The organism is Paracoccus sp. SCN 68-21, assembly GCF_001724535.1.
Lineage (GTDB): Bacteria > Pseudomonadota > Alphaproteobacteria > Rhodobacterales > Rhodobacteraceae > Paracoccus > Paracoccus hibiscisoli.
Window position 1 is genome coordinate 17,668 of sequence record NZ_MEES01000004.1, and the last position, 20,673, is coordinate 38,340.

A 20,673-nucleotide genomic window follows, 5' to 3' on the forward strand; every position below is an offset into this window, starting at 1 on the left:
CGCTTGACCTTGCGGCGTTCTAGTCTGGCGCGGACAAGGGAACAAGACGCATGGACCTGCTGGACGACGACATGGACGATGCCCCCGAACCGGGCAGCAACGCGCATGAATTCACCGTGTCCGAACTGTCCGGCGCGGTCAAACGCAGCATCGAGGATCAGTTCGGCCGCGTCCGCGTGCGGGCCGAGGTCGGCCGCGTGTCCCGCCCCGGATCGGGGCATCTGTATTTCGACCTCAAGGACGACCGCGCGGTGCTGGCCGCCGTCACCTGGAAGGGGCAGGCCGCTCGCCTGATCCAACGCCCCGAGGAGGGGATGGAGGTCATTGCCACCGGCCGCCTGACGACCTTTCCGGGCCAGTCGAAATACCAGATGATCGTTGACCAGATCGAACCCGCCGGCGCCGGCGCGTTGATGGCGATGCTGGAGAAGCGTCGCAAGGCGCTGGCCGCCGAGGGGCTGTTCGATCAGGACCGAAAGCGCGCCCTGCCGTTTCTGCCACGGGTGATCGGGGTGGTGACCTCGCCATCCGGTGCGGTGATCCGCGACATCCTGCACCGGCTGCGGGACCGGTTTCCGACCCGCGTGATCATCTGGCCGGTGGCCGTGCAGGGCGACGGCTGCGCGCCGCAGGTGACGGCAGCGATCCAGGGGTTCAACGCGCTGGCGCCGGGGGGGGCGATCCCGCGGCCCGATCTAATCATCGTGGCGCGGGGCGGCGGGTCGCTGGAGGACCTGTGGGGCTTCAACGAGGAATCGGTCGTGCGGGCGGCGGCGGAAAGCGACATCCCCCTGATTTCCGCCGTGGGGCATGAGACGGACACGACGCTGATCGACTTTGCCTCGGACCGGCGTGCGCCGACGCCGACCGCTGCGGCCGAGATGGCCGTGCCGGTCCGTGCCGACCTGGCCGCGCGGCTGGCCGAGACCGGGGCGCGGATGGCGCGCAGCAATGCGCAGGCGATCCAGCAGCCGCGCCAGCGCCTGCGCGATCTGACCCGCGCCCTAGGCCGCCCCGCCGCCCTGACCGAGGGCGCGCGGCAAAGGCTGGACCAGTGGGGCGGGCGGCTGGAGCCCGCGCTGCGGCAGCTGGCCCGCGCGTGCAGGCAACAGCTGGCCGCGCGCCCGATGCCCGCCGCCATGCTGCGCCAGTTCACCCAGGGCAAGCGGGCGGGGCTGGACCGGGCGCTGATGCGGCTGGAGGGCGCCCGCACCCGGCGGCTGGAGCGTCCGCGCGACCGGCTGGCGCAGCTGCGCGACCGGCTGGAGAATTCGCTGGTGCGGGTCGTGGCGACCACCCGGCGCGCGGTGGCGCAGCAGGGCGCGGGGCTGGCCGATCTGGATCAGCGGCTGGTCGCGGCCATGGCCCGTGTCCGCCGTCAGCGGCAGGATGCGCTGGTGCGGCTGGACCGGATGCGGCTGTCGTTGGGCCACGAGCAGACGCTGCGCCGTGGCTTCGTGATCGTGCGCGGCCCCGATGGCGGGGTCGTGACCACGCCCGAGGCCGCGGCCCAGACCCCCCGGATGGAGTTGCAATTCGCGGGTGACCGCCGCGTGGCCGTGCGCCCCGACGGCGTCCCGGACAAGGCGAAACGCCGCAAGCCCGCGCCGCCGCCGGAGCAGAAGACGCTGATCTAATCTCAGGCGGGGCGGGGACGCATCACCAGCCAGATCAGCGCTCCGCCCGCCAGCACCAGGAAGGGCAGCATCGCCAGGTTGACCGCGTTCCAGCCCGCGACGATCGACCCGCCCGAACAGTTCATCAGCCCGCCCGATGACAGCGAGGCCAGGAACACGCCGCCGAAGACCACGAAATCGTTCATGCCCTGCACGCGGCCGCGTTCCTCGGGGGCATGGGCGCGGGTCAGCATGGTCGTGGCCCCGATATAGCCAAAGTTCCAGCCGATCCCCAGCAGGATCAGCGCAACGAAGAACTGCTCCAGCTCCACCCCGGACAGGGCGACGGCGCCAGCGGCGGCCAGGATCGCCAGGCCCAGCCCCACGATGGTCTCGGCGCCAAAGCGGGCGATCAGGTGGCCGGTGACAAAGCTGGGCGCGAACATGGCCAGCACATGCGCGCTGACGATATTGGCCGCATCCGTCGTGTCATAGCCGCAGCCCACCACGGCCAGCGGTGTCGAGGTCATCACCAGGTTCATCAGCGCATAGGACACCATCCCGCAGATCATCGCGACGGCAATGGCGGGGGTCCGCAGGATCTGGCCCATCGGGCGTCCGGCGGGTGCGCCTGCGACCGGGGCGGGCGGTTTGGGGATGTCCAGGAACGCAAACAGGAACGGCCCCGCCAGATTCAGGCCGATCACCGCCAGATAGGTCGCCAGGAACGGCACCGCCGTCAGGTCGCTGGTCATCCGCACCAGCGCAGGCCCGATGATGGCGGCGGCAAGGCCCCCGGCCATGACCAGGCTGATGGCCTTGGGGGCGTAATCTTCCGGCGCGGTGTCGGTGGCGGCAAAGCGATAGAAGCCCTGCGCCGACATGTAGATGCCCGTCAGGGTCGATCCGACCATGAACAGCCCGAACGATCCCAGCCACAGCCCGGCCGCCGCGACGGCCGCGCCCAGGCCCCCTGCCGCCACCGCCAGCAGGAACCCCGCCTGCCGCCCGCGCGCCTGCATGAAGCGTGCCAGCGGCCGCGCCGACAGGGTCGAGCCCAGGATGATCATCGACAGCGGCAGCGTCACCAGGCAGGGATGCGGCGACAGGATCTGTCCCGCCAGCCCGCCCACGATGAAGATGACCGACATCTGCGCGCCCAGGATCGCCTGTGCCAGCACAAGGACCGCGACATTCCTGCGGGCGCGCGCCAGATCCATCGCGTCAGCTGCGCAGGGCTGCGGCGGTGCGGGCGCGATCCTCGATCGCCTGCCAGTTGCCGGCGGCCATGTCGGCATCGGTCACGATCCAGCTGCCGCCGACGCAGATCACGTTGGGCAGGGACAGATAGCTGGTCGCGTTCTGCGGCGTGACGCCGCCCGTGGGGCAGAAGCTGATGCGGGGCAGGGGGCCTGCCAGCGATTTCAGCGCCGGGGCGCCGCCCACCGCCTCGGCCGGAAAGAACTTCAGCATGTCGAAACCGGCGTCGGCGGCGCGCATCACCTCGGAGGCGGTGACGGCGCCGGGCAGCAGCGGCAGGGCCAGGTCCTCGCAGGCCGCGATCAGCCGGTCGGTCAGGCCGGGCGAGACCGCAAAGCTGGCGCCCGCGTCCTTGGCGCGTTTCGCGTCGTCGGGGTTCAGCACGGTGCCTGCGCCGACATGGCCGCCCGCGACGCGGCTCATGGCGCGGATCGCGTCCAGCGCGGCGTCCGAGCGCAGCGTCACCTCCAGCACCGGCAGGCCGCCCGCGACCAGCGCGCGCGCCAGCGCCTCGGCGTGGCCTGCGTCCTTGATGACGATGACCGGGATCACCGGCGCCAACTGGCACAGGGCTTTCGTCTGCCGGGACTGATCTTGGGGGGTCATGACGGGCCTATTGTTTAGGGATAGAACTGTTGCGAACCTGAACCCAAGCCCCGCCCGATGCAAGGGTGCCGCCATGCCGATGTTACCGCTATCTGCAGGAATGCCACAGCGAATCCGCTTGCCTTTCGCCCGTGCAAGGGCTATCGCGCGCCTACTTCACAGGCAGGGGAGGGCCTTGCGGGACATATCCGCAAAGGTCCACCGGTTGGGGCATCCGCCCTGAGACCCCCTGCCAAGGCGCAAACCGGAAAGGAACTCCTCATGGCGCTTCCCGAATTCTCGCTGCGTCAGCTTCTTGAAGCTGGCGTTCACTATGGCCACCAGACGCAGCGCTGGAACCCCCGCATGGGCGAGTTCATCTATGGCGACCGCAACGGCATCCACATCCTGGACCTGACCCAGACCGTCCCGATGCTGGACCAGGCCCTGCAGGTCGTGCGCGACACCGTCGCCAAGGGCGGCCGCGTGCTGTTCGTCGGCACCAAGCGCCAGGCCCAGAAGGCCATCGCCGAAGCCGCCGAGAAATCGGCGCAGTTCTACATGAACCACCGTTGGCTGGGCGGCACGCTGACCAACTGGAAGACCGTCAGCCAGTCGATCAACCGCCTGAAGGCGATTGATGAGACCATGGCCGGCGGCGCCGAGGGTCTGACCAAGAAAGAGCGCCTGCAGCTGGAGCGCGAGCAGACCAAACTGCAAGCCTCGCTGGGCGGCATCCGCGACATGGGTGGCCTTCCCGACCTGATCTTCGTCATCGACGTGAACAAGGAAGACCTGGCCATCCTGGAAGCCAAGAAGCTGGGCATTCCGGTCGTGGCCGTGGTCGACACCAACTGCTCGCCCGATGGCGTGGACTACATCATTCCGGGCAACGATGACGCGGCGCGCGCCATCGCGCTGTACTGCGATCTGGTCAGCCGTGCGGCGCTGGACGGCATGTCGGCACAGATGGGCGCCGCCGGCGTCGACCTGGGCTCGCTGTCGGACGCCCCCGAGGAGCTGCTGGACGAGGCCGAGGCGCCCGCCGAGGCCTGATCCGTCCGGATCGATAATTTCATGGATGTGTCGTCAGGCGGGGGTATGCCCCGCCTGACGCGTTCAACAGATAGGAGACGGATATGGCAATCACCGCAGCGATGGTGAAGGAACTGCGCGAGACCACCGGCGCAGGCATGATGGACGCCAAGAAGGCCCTGACCGAAAACGACGGCAACATGGAAGCCGCCATCGACTGGCTGCGCACCAAGGGCCTGGCCAAAGCCGCCAAGAAGGCCGACCGTGTCGCCGCCGAAGGTCTGGTGGGCGTGCAGGTTTCGGGTGGCCGCGGCGTCGCCGTGGAGATCAACTCGGAAACCGATTTCGTCGCCAAGAACGCCGATTTCCAGCAGCTGGTCCGTGACATCACCGGCGTTGCGCTGAACGGCGCAAGAGACATCGAGGCGCTCAAGGCGGCCGATCTGGGCGGCAAGCCCGTGGGCGACGTCGTGACCGGCGCCATCGCCCGCATCGGCGAGAACCTGACCCTGCGCCGCGTGCAGGTCCTGGAAGGCGAGACCGTCGTGTCCTACGTGCACAACGCCGCCGCCGACGGCCTGGGCAAGATCGGCGTGCTGGTCGCGCTGTCGGGTCCGGCCGACAAGGCGCAGACCGTGGGCAAGCAGTTCGCGATGCACATCGCGGCCACCAACCCCGTGTCCCTGTCCGAGGCCACCATGGACCAGGCCGCGCTGGAGCGCGAGCTGCAGGTGCAGACCGCCAAGGCGCTGGAAGAGAACGCCTCGTCGGCCAAGCCGAAGCCCGAGGCCGTCATCCAGAACAACATCATCCCGGGCCGGATGAAGAAGTTCGTGGCTGAGAACACCCTGCTGGGCCAGGCCTTCGTGATGAACCCCGACCTGACGGTCGAGCAGGCCGCCAAGGAAGCCGGCGTCGAGATCACCGGCTATGCCCGCGTGATGGTCGGCGAAGGCATCGAGAAGAAGGAAGAGGATTTCGCAGCCGAGGTCGCCAAGACCCTCAGCGGCGCCTGATCCCCTGACTGCTGACTGAAACGGATGCCGGCCCCTGGGCCGGCATCTTGCGTTTCGTGGCCTTTGGTGGCAGCGCGCAGCCAAGGCAACCCGACCGCGCGCCGCCTGTTCCTGACACTGTCGTGTCACCACTCACGGAACAGCGCGATCAGATGCGGTTTTTCAGTGCGGCGAAACGGTGGAAACCCTTACCTTCGCCATCCTCGCCCCGTGGCAGGGTCGCGCCGGTGACGGGGCCGAACAGCTGATGCGTGACATGGGCCTTGAGCACGGCTTGGGGGGTCGTGTCCACGCCCAGGGCCTCGCGGGCCAGGCGCATGTGCTTTTCCACGGTGGCGGGGGTGATGCCCAGGATCATCGCGGTCTCGGCTACGGTCTTGCCCGACGACCGCCATCCCAGAACCTCGCGCTGGCGGGGCGTCAGGGTCGCCTTGGCCGGGTGGCGGTGCATGGTGGCGATGCGCATGTGCATGACCCAGGACAGGACCCGCACATCGCGCCCCGCCAGGGCCCACCGCTCTCGCAGGTGGTGATCGCCTGCGCCCTGAAAGGGGACCGCCAGCACCGCGCCCACCCCGTTCAGGACCTTGTCGCGCAGGCTGACGATCTGGACCGCGCCCACGCCGTGATCCGCTGCCAGCGCCAGCGACGGCGAATGGACGCCACGGGCCAGCAGGTCGCGCGCGGCGATGTCGCCATCATTGTTCAGCACCCATTCGATCCACGGGTCGCGATGCAGGTCGCGCAACTGCTGCGCGTGTTCGATCAGCCGCGGCGGCAGATTGCTGAGCACGACCGGATTTTCCTGCATCACCGATCGCGGCACGCTGAGCATGAAACGTCCCGCATAGAGCGCATGTTCGAATCCCAGATGCGCCATCGCCTGGTGAAAGACGGCGCCGATATCGGGGATGGTTCTGGCGTCCAGCAGACGTTCGATGAAACCTGGCAACATTTATATCACGAACTCAAATCATTGCATAAAGATGCATAGGATGGTGCCCCGCGGTCTTTGCCAAGGGGGAAACTGGAACAGTCCTAACGTCCGGGCGCGGCATGAGGTCCGCCCTTGGGTGCCGCGGATGGGCGGGGGCGCTGGACCTTTGGGGCCGGCCCATGCGAAACAGGGCACGAACCGCCCTTGCCCAAAGTCGCCCCCGCCATGCCCTTCATCATCGCCATCGACGGACCTGCCGCCTCAGGAAAGGGCACGATTGCCCGTGCCCTGGCGGATCGGTTCGGTTTTCACCACCTGGATACGGGCCTGTTGTATCGCGCGACGGGTGCCAAGGGCGGCGACGCCGTGGCCGCGGCGCGCGCGCTGACCGCCGCCGACCTGACCCGCGAGGGCTTGCGCAGCGCCGAGGCGGGCCAAGCCGCCAGCCGCATCGCGGCCATCCCCGAGGTTCGCGAAGCGCTGGTTGCGTTCCAGCGTCATTTTGCCGCACAGGAACCGGGCGCCGTTCTTGACGGGCGCGATATCGGCACGGTCATCTGCCCCGACGCGCCGGTCAAGCTGTATGTCGTGGCCTCGGACGCGGTCCGCGCCGCCCGACGCGCCGCCGAACTGGGCGCCGATCCCGACGAGATGCTGGCCCAGCTGCGCGAACGCGACCTGCGCGACAGCCAGCGCGCCGCGGCCCCGCTGCGCCCCGCCGACGACGCCGTGGTGCTGGACACCAGCGCGCTGAGCATCGAAGCCGCCGTGGCCGCCGCCATCGCCCATGTCGAACGGGTGCGCGGCGCCTGAGGTCGTGGGGCCTGATCTCAGGGGGCGATGATCTCGAAGGCGGTGACGTCGACCATGCCGCGATCGGTGATTTTCAGTGCCGGAATGACCGGCAGGGCCAGAAACGCCAGCTGCAGGAACGGCTCCTCCAGCGTGGTGCCCAGGGTGCGGGCGGCCTCTCGCAACGCGATCAGCCGGTCGCGCACCGCCTCGAAGGGGTCCAGGCTCATCAGGCCCGCGACGGGCAGGGGCAGTTCGGCCAGGACCAGGCCGTCCAGCGTCACCACGAATCCGCCCTCGATCTGGGTCAGGCGGTTGGCGGCGAGGGCCATGTCGTCGTAATCGACCCCCACGACCGCGATATTGTGATGGTCGTGGCACACGGTCGAGGCGATGGCCCCCCGCGCCAGCCCGAAGCCCCGCACGAACCCCGTGGCGATGTTGCCGTTCTTGCCGTGACGCTCGATCACCGCGATGCGGGTCAGGTCTCGGGCCGGGTCGGGGCGCTTGTCGCCATCCTGCGGGGCGATGTCGACGGTCAGGTGTTCGGTGATGATCTTGCCTTCCAGAATGCCGATCACCGGGGTCTGGGTCCGGTTGCCGGTGCAGCGGAAATCCTGCGCGGCGACCCGGGGCGCCTTGACCGAGGCGCGCGCCACCGGGGCGACGGCCCCGCGTGCCTCAAAGGCCGCATCATCCACCACCCGGCCCCCGGCCAGAACCAGCTGCGCATGGCAGCCCTCCAGGCTGTCGATCGCCACGATATCGGCGCGCAGGCCCGGCGCGATCAGCCCGCGATCCTTCAGGCCGAACGCCTCGGCCGCCGACAGCGAGGCGGCGCGATAGGCCGCCAGCGGCGCGGTGCCAAGCGCGATCAGGCGGCGGATCATATAGTCCAGATGCCCGTGTTCCGCGATATCCAGCGGGTTTCGGTCGTCGGTGCACAGGCACAGATAGGGGCTGGTGGCCTCGGTCAGGATCGGTTGCAGGGCGTCCAGATCCTTGCTGACGGACCCCTCGCGGATCAGCACGCGCATGCCCTTGCGCAGCTTTTCCAGCGCCTCGTCCGCTGTGGTCGCCTCGTGCTCGGTGCGGATGCCAGCGGCGATGTAGGCGTTCAGGTCCAGGCCCGACAGCTGCGGGCAATGCCCGTCGACATGGCCGCCCGCGAACAGGCGCAGCTTGGCCATGGCGCCCGGATCGCGGTGGATGATGCCGGGATAGTTCATGAACTCGGCCAGCCCGATGGCCGAGGGGTGGCCCTTGACCTGCGCCAGATCGCCCGCCTCGATCCGCGCGCCCGATGTCTCCATCTCGGTCGACGGCACGCAGGAGGACAGCTGGACCCGCAGGTCCATCAGCAGCTGTTCCGAGGCCTGCTGAAACCAGCGGATGCCGTCCAGGCCGATGACATTGGCGATCTCGTGGGGGTCGCAGATGGCGGTGGTGACGCCGCGCGGCGTCACGCAGCGGTCGAATTCATGCGGCGTGACCAGGCTGCTTTCGACATGCAGATGCGTGTCGATGAAGCCCGGCACCAGAACCAGCCCACTGACGTCCATCATGCGGATACCGTCATAATCGCCGATGCCCGCGATCCGGTCGCCGCAGATGGCCACGTCGCCCGCCATCATCGTGCCCGTGATCAGGTCGAACACCCGGCCGCCGCGCAGGACGATGTCGGCGGGCTCGTCCCCGCGGGCCACGGCGATGCGGCGTTCCAGATCATCCATCGGCGTCTCCTGTTGCTTGGCGGCACCAAACCCCAAAGGCGGCGGGAAATCCAGAGGCGGCTCAGGGGTTCCAGCGCAGGAAGTTCGCGATCAGGCGCAGGCCGACGCCTTGCGATTTCTCGGGGTGGAACTGGGTGCCGATGATGTTGTCGCGACCGACCACCGCCGTCACCGGGCCGCCGTAATCGACATGCGCCAGCAGATGCGCGGGGTCGGTCACCTGGAACTGCCAGCTGTGCACGAAATAGGCGTGATCGCCGGTGGTGATTCCCTCCAGCACCGGGTGAGGGTGATCGATGACCAGGTCGTTCCAGCCCATATGCGGCACCTTGAGACCGGGCGCGGCGATGGCGCGGATCTCTCCGCCGATCCAGTCCAGACCGGGGGTCTGACGGTATTCGTGTCCGGTGGTGGCCAGCATCTGCATGCCGACGCAGATGCCCATGAAGGGCACGCCGCGGGTCAGGACGGCCTGCTGGATGGCCTCGGCCATGCCGTCCACCTCGCCCAAGGCGGTGCGGCAGGCCGGGAACGCCCCGTCGCCGGGCAGCACGATGCGGTCGGCGCGGGCGGCGACCTCGGGGTCGGCGGTCACGAGCACCTCGGCGCCCGCATCGCGGCCCATCAGCTGGAACGCCTTTTCCGCCGAATGCAGGTTGCCGCTGTCGTAATCGACCAGCGCGACCCGCATCACAGCGCCCCCTTGGTCGAGGGCAGGACGCCCGCCATGCGCGGGTCGGGCTCGACCGCCTCGCGCAGCGCGCGGGCCACGGATTTGAACGCGGCCTCGGCGATGTGGTGGCTGTTCAGCCCGTGGATGCGGTCCACATGCAGGGTGATGCCACCATGCGTCGACAGGGCCTGAAAGAATTCGCGCACCAGTTCGGTGTCGAAGGTGCCGATCTTTTCCGACGGGAAATCGACATTCCACACCAGATAGGGCCGCGCCGACAGATCCAGCGCGCAGCGGACCTGCGTGTCGTCCATCGCCAGCAGAAAGCTGCCGTAACGGCGGATGCCCTTCTTGTCGCCCAGGGCCGCGACCAGGGCCTGGCCGATGGCGATGCCCGTGTCCTCGACCGTGTGGTGGTCGTCGATATGCAGGTCGCCATCCGCGCGGATGGTCATGTCGATCAGCGAATGCCGCGACAGCTGGTCCAGCATGTGATCGAAGAAGCCCACGCCGGTCCGGTTGTCATAGACGCCGGTGCCGTCGAGGTTCAGCGTGACCTCGATGCTGGTTTCCGAAGTCTTGCGGGTGATGGTCGCCTGGCGCATGGGGTGTCCTTCCTGTCAGGCGGCCTTATAGGCGCGCGCGACCGGTCCGCCAAGATGGTCCCTGCCGATGCGCCGATCAGGGGGAACAAATCGGCCCCCGGTGGCCTTTCTCACCGGAATGTGAGAAGACGCTGCCTTCCGCGGCGGATCTCCGCCAAGGGTCCCAGGACCTGCCACCCGATCGAGACGCAATCTGAAAGGGACAGATGTCACAGCCACCGAAAGGCCCCGGCACGCCGGGCACCCCCCCAAACCGCGACCGCACGCGCGAACGCGACGCGCTGACCGGCCGCTATCCGCCGCTCAAGCCCAAGGCCCCGCCCCCCGCGCCCACGCCGGAACCCGGGGTCGAGCCGCTGCCCGAACCCGAAGGCCTGACCGAGATCATCGAGACCGATTATTCGATCGGTCAGGACAATATCGAGGGGCGCGCGCCCTTTGCCTTTGACGTGCACAACCCGGTCTTTGGCATCTCGGCGGCTGCGGTGGTGATCTTTACCGTCGTCACGCTGCTGTTTCCCAGCCAGCTGGAGCCGTTCTTCGGCGGCGTGCGCGACACGCTGACGGGCAATCTGGATTGGTTCTTCATGCTGGCCGGCAATGTCTTTGTGCTGCTGTGCCTGGCGCTGATCGTGTCGCCGCTTGGCCGGGTCCGTCTTGGCGGTCCCGATGCCACGCCCGATTTCAGCCTGACCGGCTGGTTCGCGATGCTGTTTGCGGCGGGCATGGGGATCGGGCTGATGTTCTATGGCGTCAGCGAACCCCTGGGCCATTTCGAGGCCGCGCTGGCCGGGACCGTCACCGAAGGCGGCATCCGCACCGATTGGGCGCCCCTGGGCGGCGCGCTGGACGACCCCGAGGCCGCGCGCCGTCTGGGGATGGCCGCGACCATCTTCCACTGGGGCCTGCACCCTTGGGCGATCTATGCGGTCGTGGCGCTGGCCCTGGGCCTGTTCGCCTATAACAAGGGGCTGCCGCTGACGCTGCGCTCGGTGTTCTATCCGATCTTTGGGGAACGCATCTGGGGCTGGCCGGGCCATGTCATCGACATCCTGGCGGTGCTGGCGACCATCTTCGGCCTGGCGACCTCTCTGGGCCTTGGCGCCGAACAGGCGACGGCGGGCCTGTCGCATCTGTTCGGCTTTGCCAATACCGACATGACCAAGGTCATCCTGATCGTGCTGATCACGCTGGTGGCGGGCTGTTCGGTCGTGCTGGGTGTCGAAAAGGGCGTCAAGCGCCTGTCCGAGCTGAACATGATCCTGGCCATCCTGCTTTTGGTCTTCGTGATCCTGGTCGGCCCGACGGTGGTCATCCTGACCGGATTCTTTGGTAATCTGGGTGCCTATGTCACCGAGGTCGTGCCGCTGTCGAACCCGTTCGGGCGCGATGACGACAACTTCCGCCAGGGCTGGACGGCGTTCTATTGGGCCTGGTGGATCAGCTGGTCGCCCTTCGTGGGCATGTTCATCGCCCGCGTGTCGCGTGGCCGGACCGTGCGCCAGTTCCTGATCGCGGTGCTGATCGTGCCGTCGCTGATCTCGATCCTGTGGATGACCGCACTGGGCGGCACGGCGATCGACATGACGGTGGCGGGCTTCTCGGGTATCCTGGACGCGCCGCTGGAGCTGGAGCTGTTCGAGATGCTGGCCCAGCTGCCGCTGTCGCAGATCACCTCTTTCGTGGGGATCGTGCTGGTCATCGTGTTCTTCATCACCTCCTCGGATTCGGGATCGCTGGTGATCGACACAATTGCCGCGGGCGGCAAGATCAACGCCCCCGTGCCGCAGCGCATCTTCTGGGTTGCCAGCGAGGGGGCGGTCGCGATCGCGCTGCTGCTGGGCGGCGGTCTGGTCGCGCTGCAGGCGATGGCGGTGTCGACGGGCCTGCCCTTTGCCATCGTGCTGCTGGGGGCGTGCTATGCGCTGGTCGTCGGCCTGATGGCCGAACGGCGCGAACTGCGCTGACCCTTGCATGTGAACGGGCGGGTTTTCCCGCCCGTTCTTGCCTTGCCGGTCCTGCAATGCGAAAACGCCGTGACAGGCCATCAAAGGACCGCGCCGATGAGTGACATCACCGCCAGCGAACGCCGCCTCAGCGCCGCGCTTGACCGCATGGACCAGCTGCTGGATCTGGGCGTGCGTCCCGCCGCCCCGGCAGAGGCCGCAACCGAACCCCCGGTCCCGCATGACGACACGGCCCCGGACGCCAGCGCGCTGGCCGACCTGCAGGCCCGCCTGGACGCCGCGGCCGAGCATTCGGCCCGCCTGGCCGAGGCCAACGAGGCGCTTATCGCCGCCAATCGCGATCTGCTGGATGCGCAGGCCACGGGCGGCATCGGCCCGGACGAGTCCCGCGCCGCGCTGGAGGCCGAGCTGTCTGCCCTGCGCGCCGCCCGCGCCGCCGAGATGGCGCAGATGAGCGAGATCATGACCGAACTGGAGCGTCTTCTGGCCGAGGAGCCTGCGGCCATCGACCAGCCGCTGCCCGGCCCGGACGCCTCCGACAATCACGAGGACCGCTGACATGGCCGAGGTCGAATTCACCATCGGACACAAGGAATACCGCGTCGGCGCCGCCGATGGCGAGGAACGCCTGCTGCAGCGCGCCGCCCAGATCCTGGACGGCGAGGCCCGCCAGATCCTGGAGCAGGCCGGCCGCGTCCCCGAGCCGCGCCTGCTGCTGCTGGCCGGGCTGATGCTGGCCGACCGCTTTGCCACGCTGGAGGAGCGCGCCGAAAAGGCCGAACGCCAGGTCGCGCGGCTGCAGCAGAACCCGCCCCGCGTCGAGGTGCCCGTCATCCCCGCCGATCTGCGCGAGGCGATGGCCGAGATGGCCGCCCGCGCCGAATCACTGGCCGACCGGCTGGAGGAGCAGTTCCAGCCTTAACCCGCCGTTAACTCGGCGCGGCCATGATGGCCGGATGATGTGGCCCGTCCTGATTCTGCTTGCCCTGATCGCGACCCTGACGGGGTGCACCACGCCGTCGCCCGGCTATCTGGGCACGCCGCGCCAGGATGTGGCGGTCGATGGGATGCGCTTTGCCGTGCATGTCCGCGCCACCGACGCGCAGGTGATCCGGCTGGACTATGTCACGCGGGCAGGTCACGGGGCGGTGGCCGACCGCATGATGCGCGCGGCGCAGCAGGCGTCGGGATGCGTGCCCATTCCCAACAGCCTGCGACCCTTGGGCGGGGCGGGCTCGGCCGTCGCGGTGGTGATGCTGCGTTGTCCAGCCTAGTCGCCCTGACCGTCGCCCAGAAAGGCCGCCAGCGTCTCGGCCACGGCCTCGGGGTCGTCGGCATGCAGCCAGTGGCCTGCATCCTTCAGCGTCACGATGCGGACCTGCGGGAAATGCGCGCGCAGCGCCGCCTCTCCGGCCTCATCGACGTAATCGGACCGGGCGCCGCGCAGGGCCATGACCTTGCCCGCGAACCGGCCCGCAGGCATGTCGTCGGGCCAGCCCACGATCTGCGGCATGGCGGCCCGCAGGGCGGTCAGGTTCAGCTTCCACGCCGGGGGGCTGGCCTTCAGGTCCAGGTTCTGCAGCAGAAAGGCGCGGATGCCCGCATCGCCCACCTGCGCGGACAGCGCCGCGTCGGCCTGGCTGCGGCGCGTGACAAGGGACAGGTCCAGCGCCTCCATCGCGTCGATATAGCGGGTCTGGTCATGCGCATAGGCCAGCGGCGCGATGTCCATGACGACCAGGCGGCGCATTAGGTCGGGCCGGGTCAGCGCCAGGACCATCGCGGCCTTGCCCCCCATCGAATGGCCCACCAGATCGACCCGTCCGCCAAGATCGCCGATCAGGTCCGCCAGATCATCGGCCAGCGCCGGATAGTCGGCGCGGTCATCCTGCGGGCTGTCGCCGTGATTGCGCAGATCGACCGTGACCACCCGGCGCGTCTGCGCCAGCCTGCGGGCCTGCGCGCCCAGGTTGCGGCCCTGGCCGTACAGGCCGTGAACCAGAAGGATCGGAAGGGCGCCATCCGGCCCCGTGACGGTGTGATTCAGCTTCATCCGCCCAGCTTACGGCGTCTGGCGCGCGGCTGCCATCCCGTCTATCCTGCCGCGATGAAGCGCAGGGGCCACAGTTTCGAAGACATTCCCGTCATGGCCGACGAGATCGCCGTGCTGATCGCCTCGCGCTTTGGCGGGGCGCGGCGCGGAGAGCGTCCGCCGCTGGACCAGATGCTGCGCCGGCGTGGTGCCGCGCTGCCGCCCCGGCTGCGCCGTCGGGCGGCGCGGCTGGCCCGCGCCGACCAGATGGCGGCCCAGCCCCGGGTTGCCCGACAGCTGCCGGTGGAGGCGCTGGCCCGCGATCACGCCGCCCTGGCCGCCCATCTGCGCCCGTTGGGCGAGATCACGCGGTGGCAGGGCCGGGCGGTCAGTTTCGCGGCCTCGGTGGCCTTCGGGCTGATGGTGGTGGGCGCGCTGGCGGTCTGGATCGCGCTGCAACGCGGACTGCTGTGACGCCTTGCACGTGATGCAAGGCTGACCTGTCCGCGCGGGGCTTGCCAATCGGCGCCCAAGCTGGTGTGAGGGCTAACATCCCGTGCCCAGGAACGCCCTCATGACCTCCTCCCCCGACTATCGCGCCGCCATCCTGGCGCTGGCGCTTGGTGCCTTTGCGATCGGCACCTCCGAATTCGCGGCCATGGGGCTGCTGCCCTATTTCGCCGCCGACCTGATGCTCAGCGAACCGCAGGCGGGTCATGTCATCAGCGCCTATGCCCTAGGCGTCGTGGTCGGCGCGCCGATCACTGCCATGCTGGGCGCGCGGCTGCCGCGGCGGCGCTATCTGGCGGCGCTGATGGCGTTCTATGGCGTGGTGAACCTGGCGGCGGCAGTCATGCCGGGGCTGGCCACGCTGACGGGCATGCGGTTCCTGGCGGGCCTGCCGCATGGCGGGTTCCTGGGGGTCGCGATGCTGTATGCCGCCGACGCGCTGCCGGTGGGGCAGCGCGCGCGGGGGGCGGCGCGGGTGCTGCTGGGGCTGACGGTCGCCAATATCTTTGGCGTGCCGCTGGCGGGCTGGATGGGGCAGGCGATCGGCTGGCGGTGGGGCTTTGCCCTGCCGGGCGTGATCGCGCTGGTCTCGGCCTGGCTGATCCTGCGCGTGGCGCCGCGCGTGGGCGGCAACCCCGACGCCCGCCCCTGGGACGAGCTGGCCGCCCTGCGCAATCCGCGTGTGCTGTGGGTGCTGGCCGTGGGGGCCATCGGGTTCGGTGGGCTGTTTGCGGTCTATGCCTTTCTGACGGCGGCGATCCTGGCCACGACCCAGGCACCGGGATACGTCATTCCGCTGACGCTGGCGGCCTTTGGCGTGGGCGGCACCCTGGGCACCTGGGGCGCGGGCCGCCTGACCGAGATCCTGGGCATCGACCGCGCCGCCTATGTCAGCCTGGCGGCGATGGCCGCGACCCAGGGCTTTGCCGCGCTGGTCGTGGGCAGCTGGCCGCTGATGGTGGTGTCGTCCTTCCTGATCGCGGCGGGGGCGGGGCTGGTCATTCCGCTGCAGACGCGGCTGATGGACGTGGCGGGGTCGGCGCAGAACATGGCGGCGGCGATGAACCATGCCGCCTTTAACGCGGCCAATGCCCTGGGGCCGTTCCTGGCCGGGCTGGCGCTGGCGGCGGGCTGGGGCTGGCGCGCGCCGGGGCTGGTCGGCGTCGCGCTTACGGCTGCGGGGGCCGTGGTTCTGACGATCGCGATCCGGCAGGACCGGAAAGCACGGCGTCGGACAGAACGGGCGGCGGCAGCGACCGCAGGATGACCTGCCGCGAGGTCGAGGCGAATTCCCGCCGCCACGTCACCCATAGCACGATTGCGGTGCCGACCATCAGCGTCCAGGCGCCGGTCAGCCAGCACAGCGCCGCCAGCGCGAAATAGACGCTGCGCAGCCCCGCGTTGAAGCTGCGCGCGGCGGTGATGTTCAGATCCGCCGCCTGCATGGCGCGGTTCATCGCCTCGGGGTGGTCGGCCCGGTTGGGGACGGCCGCCATCATCACCGCGCAATAGCCGAACAGCCGGTGGGCCCACACGAATTTCAGGAACGCGTTCACCACAAAGAACATCGGCACCAGCAGGCGCAGCTCCCACCCGGTATCGGCGGGGCTCAGCTCCAGCCCGCTGGTCAGGTTGCGCAGGCGCTCGGCATTGCCGATCAGCGCCAGCAGGCCGCCCGTGGCGATCATGCAGGCGCTGGCGAAGAACGCCGTGCCCTCGCGCAGGCTGGCCAGGATGTTGCCGTCGAAGATGCGCGGGTCGCGGTCGACGAAATGGCGCATCCATTCGCGCCGATAGCGTGTCATCAGCACCGACACCGACGGCCTGCCCGCGGGCGGGCGCTCCGTGAACCAGCCGATGCCCAGCCAGGCCGTGAACAGGAACCCCACCGCGATCATGTCGCGCAGGGCGGGCGGGTTCAGGGCGATCTGTTCCAGCAGGGTCATGGCGCGACACTAGGCCCGGATTGCGGCGCTTGAAAGCCCCTGCCGCCCGGCCTATCGTTGACGCTCAAGGCAGGGAGGAGAACCGGCCATGATGCAGATGCCCCCACCAGATGCAGGCGTGATGTCGCGCAGGCAGGCCATCACCGACGCGCTGCGCCAGGCGCTGCCCGGCGCGGTGATCGACGACCCGGCGGAGACGCGGGCCTATGAATGCGATGCGCTGTCGGCCTATCGCTGCGCACCGCTGGCCGTCGTGCTGCCCCGCACCACCGACGAGGTGTCGCGCCTGCTGCGCCTGTGCCACGACCTGCGCGTGCCGGTCGTGCCGCGCGGCGCAGGCACCAGCCTTGCGGGCGGGTCCATGCCCACGGCGGATGCGGTCGTCATCGGCCTGTCGCGCATGACCGACGTGCTGGAGATCGCGCCCGGGGACCGGCTGATCCGCGTCCAGGCGGGGCGCACGAACCTGTCGGTCTCGGGCGCGGTGGACGGGCTGGGGTTCTTTTACGCGCCCGACCCGTCCAGCCAGCTGGCCTGCGCCATCGGCGGCAACATCGCGATGAATTCGGGCGGCGCGCATTGCCTGAAATACGGCGTCACCACCAACAACCTGCTGGGCGTGACGGTCGTGCTGATGGACGGATCGGTCGTCGAGCTGGGCGGCCCGATGGGCGAGGGGCCGGGCCTGGACCTTTTGGGCGTCATCTGCGGCTCCGAAGGGCAGCTGGGCATCGTGACCGAGGCGACGCTGCGCATCCTGCCCAAACCTGCGGGCGCACGCCCCGCGCTGATCGGGTTCGACGCGGCCGAGACTGCGGGCGCCTGCGTGGCCGCCATCATCCGCGCGGGCATCATCCCCGTCGCGATCGAGTTCATGGACAGCCCCTGCATCAAGGCGACCGAGGCGTTTTCCGGCGCCGGATACCCCGATTGCGAGGCCCTGCTGATCGTCGAGGTCGAGGGCACCCCCCCCGAGATCGACGAACAGCTGACCCTGATCCGCGACATCGCCATGACCTTCGACCCGGTCGAGTTCCGCGAAAGCCGCTCGGACGACGAATCCGCCCGCATCTGGAAGGGCCGGAAATCGGCCTTTGGCGCGATGGGCAGCATGGGCGACTATATCTGCCTGGACGGCACGATCCCGGTGACGGCCCTGCCCACGGTGCTGGCGGGCATCGGCGATCTGTCGCGGCAATACGGGCTGGCCGTGTCGAACGTGTTCCATGCGGGCGACGGCAACATGCACCCGCTGATCATCTATGACGCCAACACGCCGGGCGATCTGGACCGGGCCGAGGCGCTTGGCGCCGACATTCTGCGCCTTTGCGTCAAGGTCGGCGGCTGCCTGACCGGCGAACATGGCGTCGGCATCGAGAAACGCGACCTGATGAGCGAACAGTTCGCCCCCGCCGATCTGGAGGCGCAGATGCTGGTCAAGGACGCGTTTGATCCGCATTGGCTGCTGAACGCGGCCAAGGTGTTCCCGCTGGATGTCAGCGCGCCGCGCCGCGACCGCCGCCTGAACCGGCCCGCCGATGCGGCCTGAGACCGAGGCGCAGCTGGCGCAGATCATCCGCGACACCCGCAGCCCACTGTCGGTCACCGGGGGCGCCACCCGCCTCTGGCCCGCAGAGGGGCAGGGCGCGCGGATTGACATGACCGCCCTGACCGGCGTGACCCTCTATGAACCCGAGGCGCTGACCCTGGTCGTCCGCGCAGGCACCCCGCTGGAGGAGGTCCGCCAGACCCTCGCCGCCGAGGGCCAGATGCTGGGGTTCGAACCCACCGGCGCGCCCGGCTCGACCATCGGCGGCGTGGCCGCGACCAATGCCAGCGGCCCGCGCCGGGTGCAGGCGGGGGCGGCGCGCGACGCGATGCTGGGCGTGCGATTCGTGGACGGGCAGGGGCAGGTCGTGCGCAATGGCGGGCGGGTGATGAAGAACGTTACCGGCTATGACCTGGTCAAGCTGCTGGCGGGCAGCCGCGGCACCCTGGGCGCGCTGACCGAGATCAGCTTTCGCACCGCCCCCCTGCCGCCCGTGACCGCGACGCTGGCCCTGCCGGACCTGGATGCGGCGGCGGCCATCCCGGCGCTGTCCAGCGCTCTTGGCGGGCCCTTCGACGTCTCTGGCGCGGCCTGGCTGCCCGGCCACGGCGCGCTGATCCGGCTGGAGGGGCTGGCGGCCTCGGTCAAGGCCCGCGCCGCCGCGCTGACCGCGCGCCTGTCGGCTTGCGGCACGGTGCGCGACGGCGATTCGCAGACCTGGCTTCTTCTTCACTCAAATATCCACGATCCCGACCTCGACACCTGGCGCATCACCTGCCGACCAAGCGAGGCGCCCGCCTTGCTTGCCCATCTGCCCGAACCGCAGTCGCTGGACTGGGGCGGTGCGCTGATCCATGTCCGCCTGACGCGCGGGCAGACGCCTGATCTGCCGACCTTTTCGGGCCATGCCCGTCGCATCTCCGGCACACCCGCGATCCTGCCCGCCCCCCACGCCCTGACCGCCCGGCTGGAGCGTGACCTGCGGGCGCGCTTTGACCCGCGCGGCCTGTTTGGAAGCCCCGCCTGATGCAGACCCATTTCTCGCCCGAACAGCTGTCCGACCCGCTGACGGCGCGGTCCAACAAGATCCTGCGGACCTGCGTGCATTGCGGGTTCTGCACCGCGACCTGCCCGACCTATCAGGTGCTGGGGGACGAACTGGACAGCCCCCGCGGCCGCATCTACCTGATCAAGGAGATGCTGGAATCCGGCCGCCCTGCGGACGCAAAGACCGTCAAGCATATCGACCGCTGCCTGGGCTGCCTGTCCTGCATGACGACCTGTCCGTCGGGTGTTCATTACGGACACCTGCTGGAACATGCGCGCGAGCATATCGAGGACACTTATCGCCGCCCCTTCATGGACCGCGCGCTGCGGTGGGTGTTGAAGTTCGTGCTGCCGCATCCGGGGCGGTTCCGGCTGGCGCTGATGGGCGCGCGGATCGCACGGCCCTTCAAGGGGCTGATGCCCGACCGGCGCCTGCGCGCGATGCTGGACATGGCGCCGAAGTCCATCCCCCCGGTCAGCCGCAACGATGACGGCCAGACCTTCCCGGCGCAAGGCACGAGGCGGGCGCGGGTCGCGTTGATGATCGGCTGTGCGCAGCGGACGCTGAACACCGACATCAACGACGCCACCATCCGCCTGCTGCAGCGCGCCGGGGTCGAGGTGGTCATTCCGCAGGACTTTGGTTGTTGTGGTGCGCTGACCCTGCATATGGGGCAGGAGGCCGACGGCAAGGCCCGCGCCCGCGACAGCATCCGCCGCCTGCTGGCCGCGGAGCGGGACGGGCTGCTGGACGCGGTGATCATCAACACCTCGGGCTGCGGGACGACGATCAAGGATTACGGGCATCTGTTCAAGGGCGACCCGATGGAGGCCGAGGCCCGCCGCGTCGCGGGTCTTGCCCGCGACGTGACCGAGTTTCTGATTGGGCTGGGTCTGCCGGATCGCGTGGGCGATGGGGGCCGCGGAATGCGCATCGCCTATCATTCGGCCTGCTCTCTGCAGCATGGACAGCAGATCAAGTCGGCGCCCAAGGATCTGCTGTCGGGCCTGGGCTTCACCGTGCTGGAGCCGGCGAACCCGCATCTGTGCTGCGGATCGGCGGGCACCTACAACCTGCTGCAACCCGAGCTGTCGTCGGAACTGAAGGCCCGCAAGGTCGAGGCGCTGGAGGCCGTGTCGCCGCAGGTCATCGCGGCGGGCAATATCGGCTGCATGATGCAGATCGGCGGCGGCACGCAGGTGCCGGTGGTGCATACGGTCGAGCTGCTGGACTGGGCCACGGGAGGGCCGAAACCGGCAGCCCTGGGGTCTTGAAACGCGGTTCGGGCGATCTAGATTCAGGGGACCGGCGGCCATGATGGCGTCGGTTTCCTGCCCGCCCGGTTTCGGGGGGCAATCTCTGCATCGCT

General features: G+C 69.2%; 21 protein-coding genes. 13 read left to right on the top strand and 8 right to left on the bottom strand.

Annotated features, from left to right (window positions below; translation table 11 throughout):
• Positions 1-50 precede the first annotated feature (50 nt).
• Positions 51-1,637 (top strand): exodeoxyribonuclease VII large subunit, encoded by a 1,587-nt coding sequence (gene xseA, locus ABS73_RS01990; protein WP_277023432.1) that lies wholly within the window; start codon positions 51-53, stop codon positions 1,635-1,637.
• 2 nt (positions 1,638-1,639) lie between these two features.
• On the opposite strand, the gene ABS73_RS01995 is transcribed toward xseA, so the two are convergent.
• Together ABS73_RS01995 and eda are read right to left on the bottom strand one after the other, a co-directional pair.
• Positions 1,640-2,836, bottom strand: coding sequence for an MFS transporter (locus ABS73_RS01995; protein ID WP_277023431.1), 1,197 nt, complete (start codon positions 2,834-2,836; stop codon positions 1,640-1,642).
• Between the two features lie 4 nt (positions 2,837-2,840).
• Positions 2,841-3,482 (bottom strand): bifunctional 4-hydroxy-2-oxoglutarate aldolase/2-dehydro-3-deoxy-phosphogluconate aldolase, encoded by a 642-nt coding sequence (gene eda / locus ABS73_RS02000; protein ID WP_277023429.1) that lies wholly within the window; start codon positions 3,480-3,482, stop codon positions 2,841-2,843.
• A 261-nt stretch (positions 3,483-3,743) separates the two neighbouring features.
• Here eda and rpsB point away from each other — a divergent pair, with 261 nt between their 5' ends.
• The gene (rpsB, locus tag ABS73_RS02005; RefSeq protein WP_136855665.1) at positions 3,744-4,517 is read left to right on the top strand and encodes a 30S ribosomal protein S2; all 774 of its coding nucleotides are present in this window, start codon (positions 3,744-3,746) and stop codon (positions 4,515-4,517) included.
• A gap of 83 nt (positions 4,518-4,600) precedes the next feature.
• Positions 4,601-5,512 carry a translation elongation factor Ts gene (gene tsf, locus ABS73_RS02010; protein WP_277023428.1) on the top strand — a complete coding sequence of 304 codons (912 nt, stop codon included), beginning with the start codon at positions 4,601-4,603 and terminating at the stop codon, positions 5,510-5,512.
• A 148-nt stretch (positions 5,513-5,660) separates the two neighbouring features.
• Here tsf and ABS73_RS02015 read toward each other — a convergent pair whose 3' ends face one another.
• Positions 5,661-6,467: a helix-turn-helix transcriptional regulator gene (locus ABS73_RS02015; RefSeq protein WP_136855663.1), complete on the bottom strand. Its 807-nt coding sequence runs from the start codon at positions 6,465-6,467 to the stop codon at positions 5,661-5,663.
• A 207-nt stretch (positions 6,468-6,674) separates the two neighbouring features.
• On the opposite strand from ABS73_RS02015, the gene ABS73_RS02020 reads away from it, so the two are divergent.
• Entirely contained in the window at positions 6,675-7,262 is a 588-nt protein-coding gene (locus ABS73_RS02020; RefSeq protein ID WP_277023449.1) for a (d)CMP kinase, read from the top strand.
• 17 nt (positions 7,263-7,279) lie between these two features.
• Here ABS73_RS02020 and ade read toward each other — a convergent pair whose 3' ends face one another.
• From ade to hisB, 3 genes are all read right to left on the bottom strand, one after another.
• Positions 7,280-8,974, bottom strand: coding sequence for an adenine deaminase (gene ade / locus ABS73_RS02025; RefSeq protein WP_277023427.1), 1,695 nt, complete (start codon positions 8,972-8,974; stop codon positions 7,280-7,282).
• Positions 8,975-9,035: 61 nt separating this feature from the next.
• Positions 9,036-9,665: an imidazole glycerol phosphate synthase subunit HisH gene (hisH, locus tag ABS73_RS02030; RefSeq protein WP_277023425.1), complete on the bottom strand. Its 630-nt coding sequence runs from the start codon at positions 9,663-9,665 to the stop codon at positions 9,036-9,038.
• On the bottom strand, positions 9,665-10,252 hold the full coding sequence (hisB, locus tag ABS73_RS02035) for an imidazoleglycerol-phosphate dehydratase HisB (protein ID WP_277023424.1): 588 nt from the start codon (positions 10,250-10,252) through the stop codon (positions 9,665-9,667). The genes hisH and hisB overlap by 1 nt, the downstream gene beginning before the upstream one ends.
• A 206-nt stretch (positions 10,253-10,458) precedes the next feature.
• On the opposite strand from hisB, the gene ABS73_RS02040 reads away from it, so the two are divergent.
• The 4 genes from ABS73_RS02040 to ABS73_RS02055 all read left to right on the top strand — a co-directional run bounded on the left by ABS73_RS02040 (position 10,459) and on the right by ABS73_RS02055 (position 13,493).
• Entirely contained in the window at positions 10,459-12,219 is a 1,761-nt protein-coding gene (locus ABS73_RS02040; protein WP_277023423.1) for a BCCT family transporter, read from the top strand.
• A gap of 96 nt (positions 12,220-12,315) precedes the next feature.
• Positions 12,316-12,777 (top strand): hypothetical protein, encoded by a 462-nt coding sequence (locus tag ABS73_RS02045; protein WP_277023421.1) that lies wholly within the window; start codon positions 12,316-12,318, stop codon positions 12,775-12,777.
• A 1-nt stretch (position 12,778) separates the two neighbouring features.
• Complete coding sequence (locus ABS73_RS02050; protein WP_277023420.1) at positions 12,779-13,141, top strand: cell division protein ZapA; 363 nt, start codon at positions 12,779-12,781, stop codon at positions 13,139-13,141.
• A 37-nt stretch (positions 13,142-13,178) separates the two neighbouring features.
• Positions 13,179-13,493 carry a hypothetical protein gene (locus ABS73_RS02055; RefSeq protein WP_286693383.1) on the top strand — a complete coding sequence of 105 codons (315 nt, stop codon included), beginning with the start codon at positions 13,179-13,181 and terminating at the stop codon, positions 13,491-13,493.
• Here ABS73_RS02055 and ABS73_RS02060 read toward each other — a convergent pair.
• A complete protein-coding gene (locus tag ABS73_RS02060; protein ID WP_277023418.1) occupies positions 13,490-14,272 on the bottom strand; it encodes an alpha/beta fold hydrolase in 783 nt (260 codons plus the stop codon). The two genes, ABS73_RS02055 and ABS73_RS02060, sit on opposite strands and share 4 nt — an antisense overlap.
• 93 nt (positions 14,273-14,365) lie before the next feature.
• Between ABS73_RS02060 and ABS73_RS02065 the strand changes: the two genes are divergently transcribed.
• Positions 14,366-14,725 carry a hypothetical protein gene (locus ABS73_RS02065; RefSeq protein WP_246053471.1) on the top strand — a complete coding sequence of 120 codons (360 nt, stop codon included), beginning with the start codon at positions 14,366-14,368 and terminating at the stop codon, positions 14,723-14,725.
• Positions 14,726-14,825: 100 nt separating this feature from the next.
• Complete coding sequence (locus tag ABS73_RS02070; protein WP_136855653.1) at positions 14,826-16,028, top strand: MFS transporter; 1,203 nt, start codon at positions 14,826-14,828, stop codon at positions 16,026-16,028.
• On the opposite strand, the gene ABS73_RS02075 is transcribed toward ABS73_RS02070, so the two are convergent.
• Positions 15,931-16,707 carry a DUF599 domain-containing protein gene (locus ABS73_RS02075; protein WP_136855652.1) on the bottom strand — a complete coding sequence of 259 codons (777 nt, stop codon included), beginning with the start codon at positions 16,705-16,707 and terminating at the stop codon, positions 15,931-15,933. The genes ABS73_RS02070 and ABS73_RS02075 overlap by 98 nt on opposite strands.
• Positions 16,708-16,798: 91 nt before the next feature.
• Here ABS73_RS02075 and ABS73_RS02080 point away from each other — a divergent pair, with 91 nt between their 5' ends.
• The 3 genes from ABS73_RS02080 to glcF are packed head-to-tail and all read left to right on the top strand — an operon-like array spanning position 16,799 to position 20,578.
• The gene (locus tag ABS73_RS02080) at positions 16,799-18,256 is read left to right on the top strand and encodes an FAD-linked oxidase C-terminal domain-containing protein (protein ID WP_277023447.1); all 1,458 of its coding nucleotides are present in this window, start codon (positions 16,799-16,801) and stop codon (positions 18,254-18,256) included.
• Entirely contained in the window at positions 18,246-19,283 is a 1,038-nt protein-coding gene (locus ABS73_RS02085; RefSeq protein WP_277023416.1) for an FAD-binding protein, read from the top strand. The genes ABS73_RS02080 and ABS73_RS02085 overlap by 11 nt, the downstream gene beginning before the upstream one ends.
• Entirely contained in the window at positions 19,283-20,578 is a 1,296-nt protein-coding gene (gene glcF / locus ABS73_RS02090; protein ID WP_277023415.1) for a glycolate oxidase subunit GlcF, read from the top strand. Before ABS73_RS02085 ends, glcF begins: the two co-directional genes overlap by 1 nt.
• Positions 20,579-20,673 lie beyond the last annotated feature (95 nt).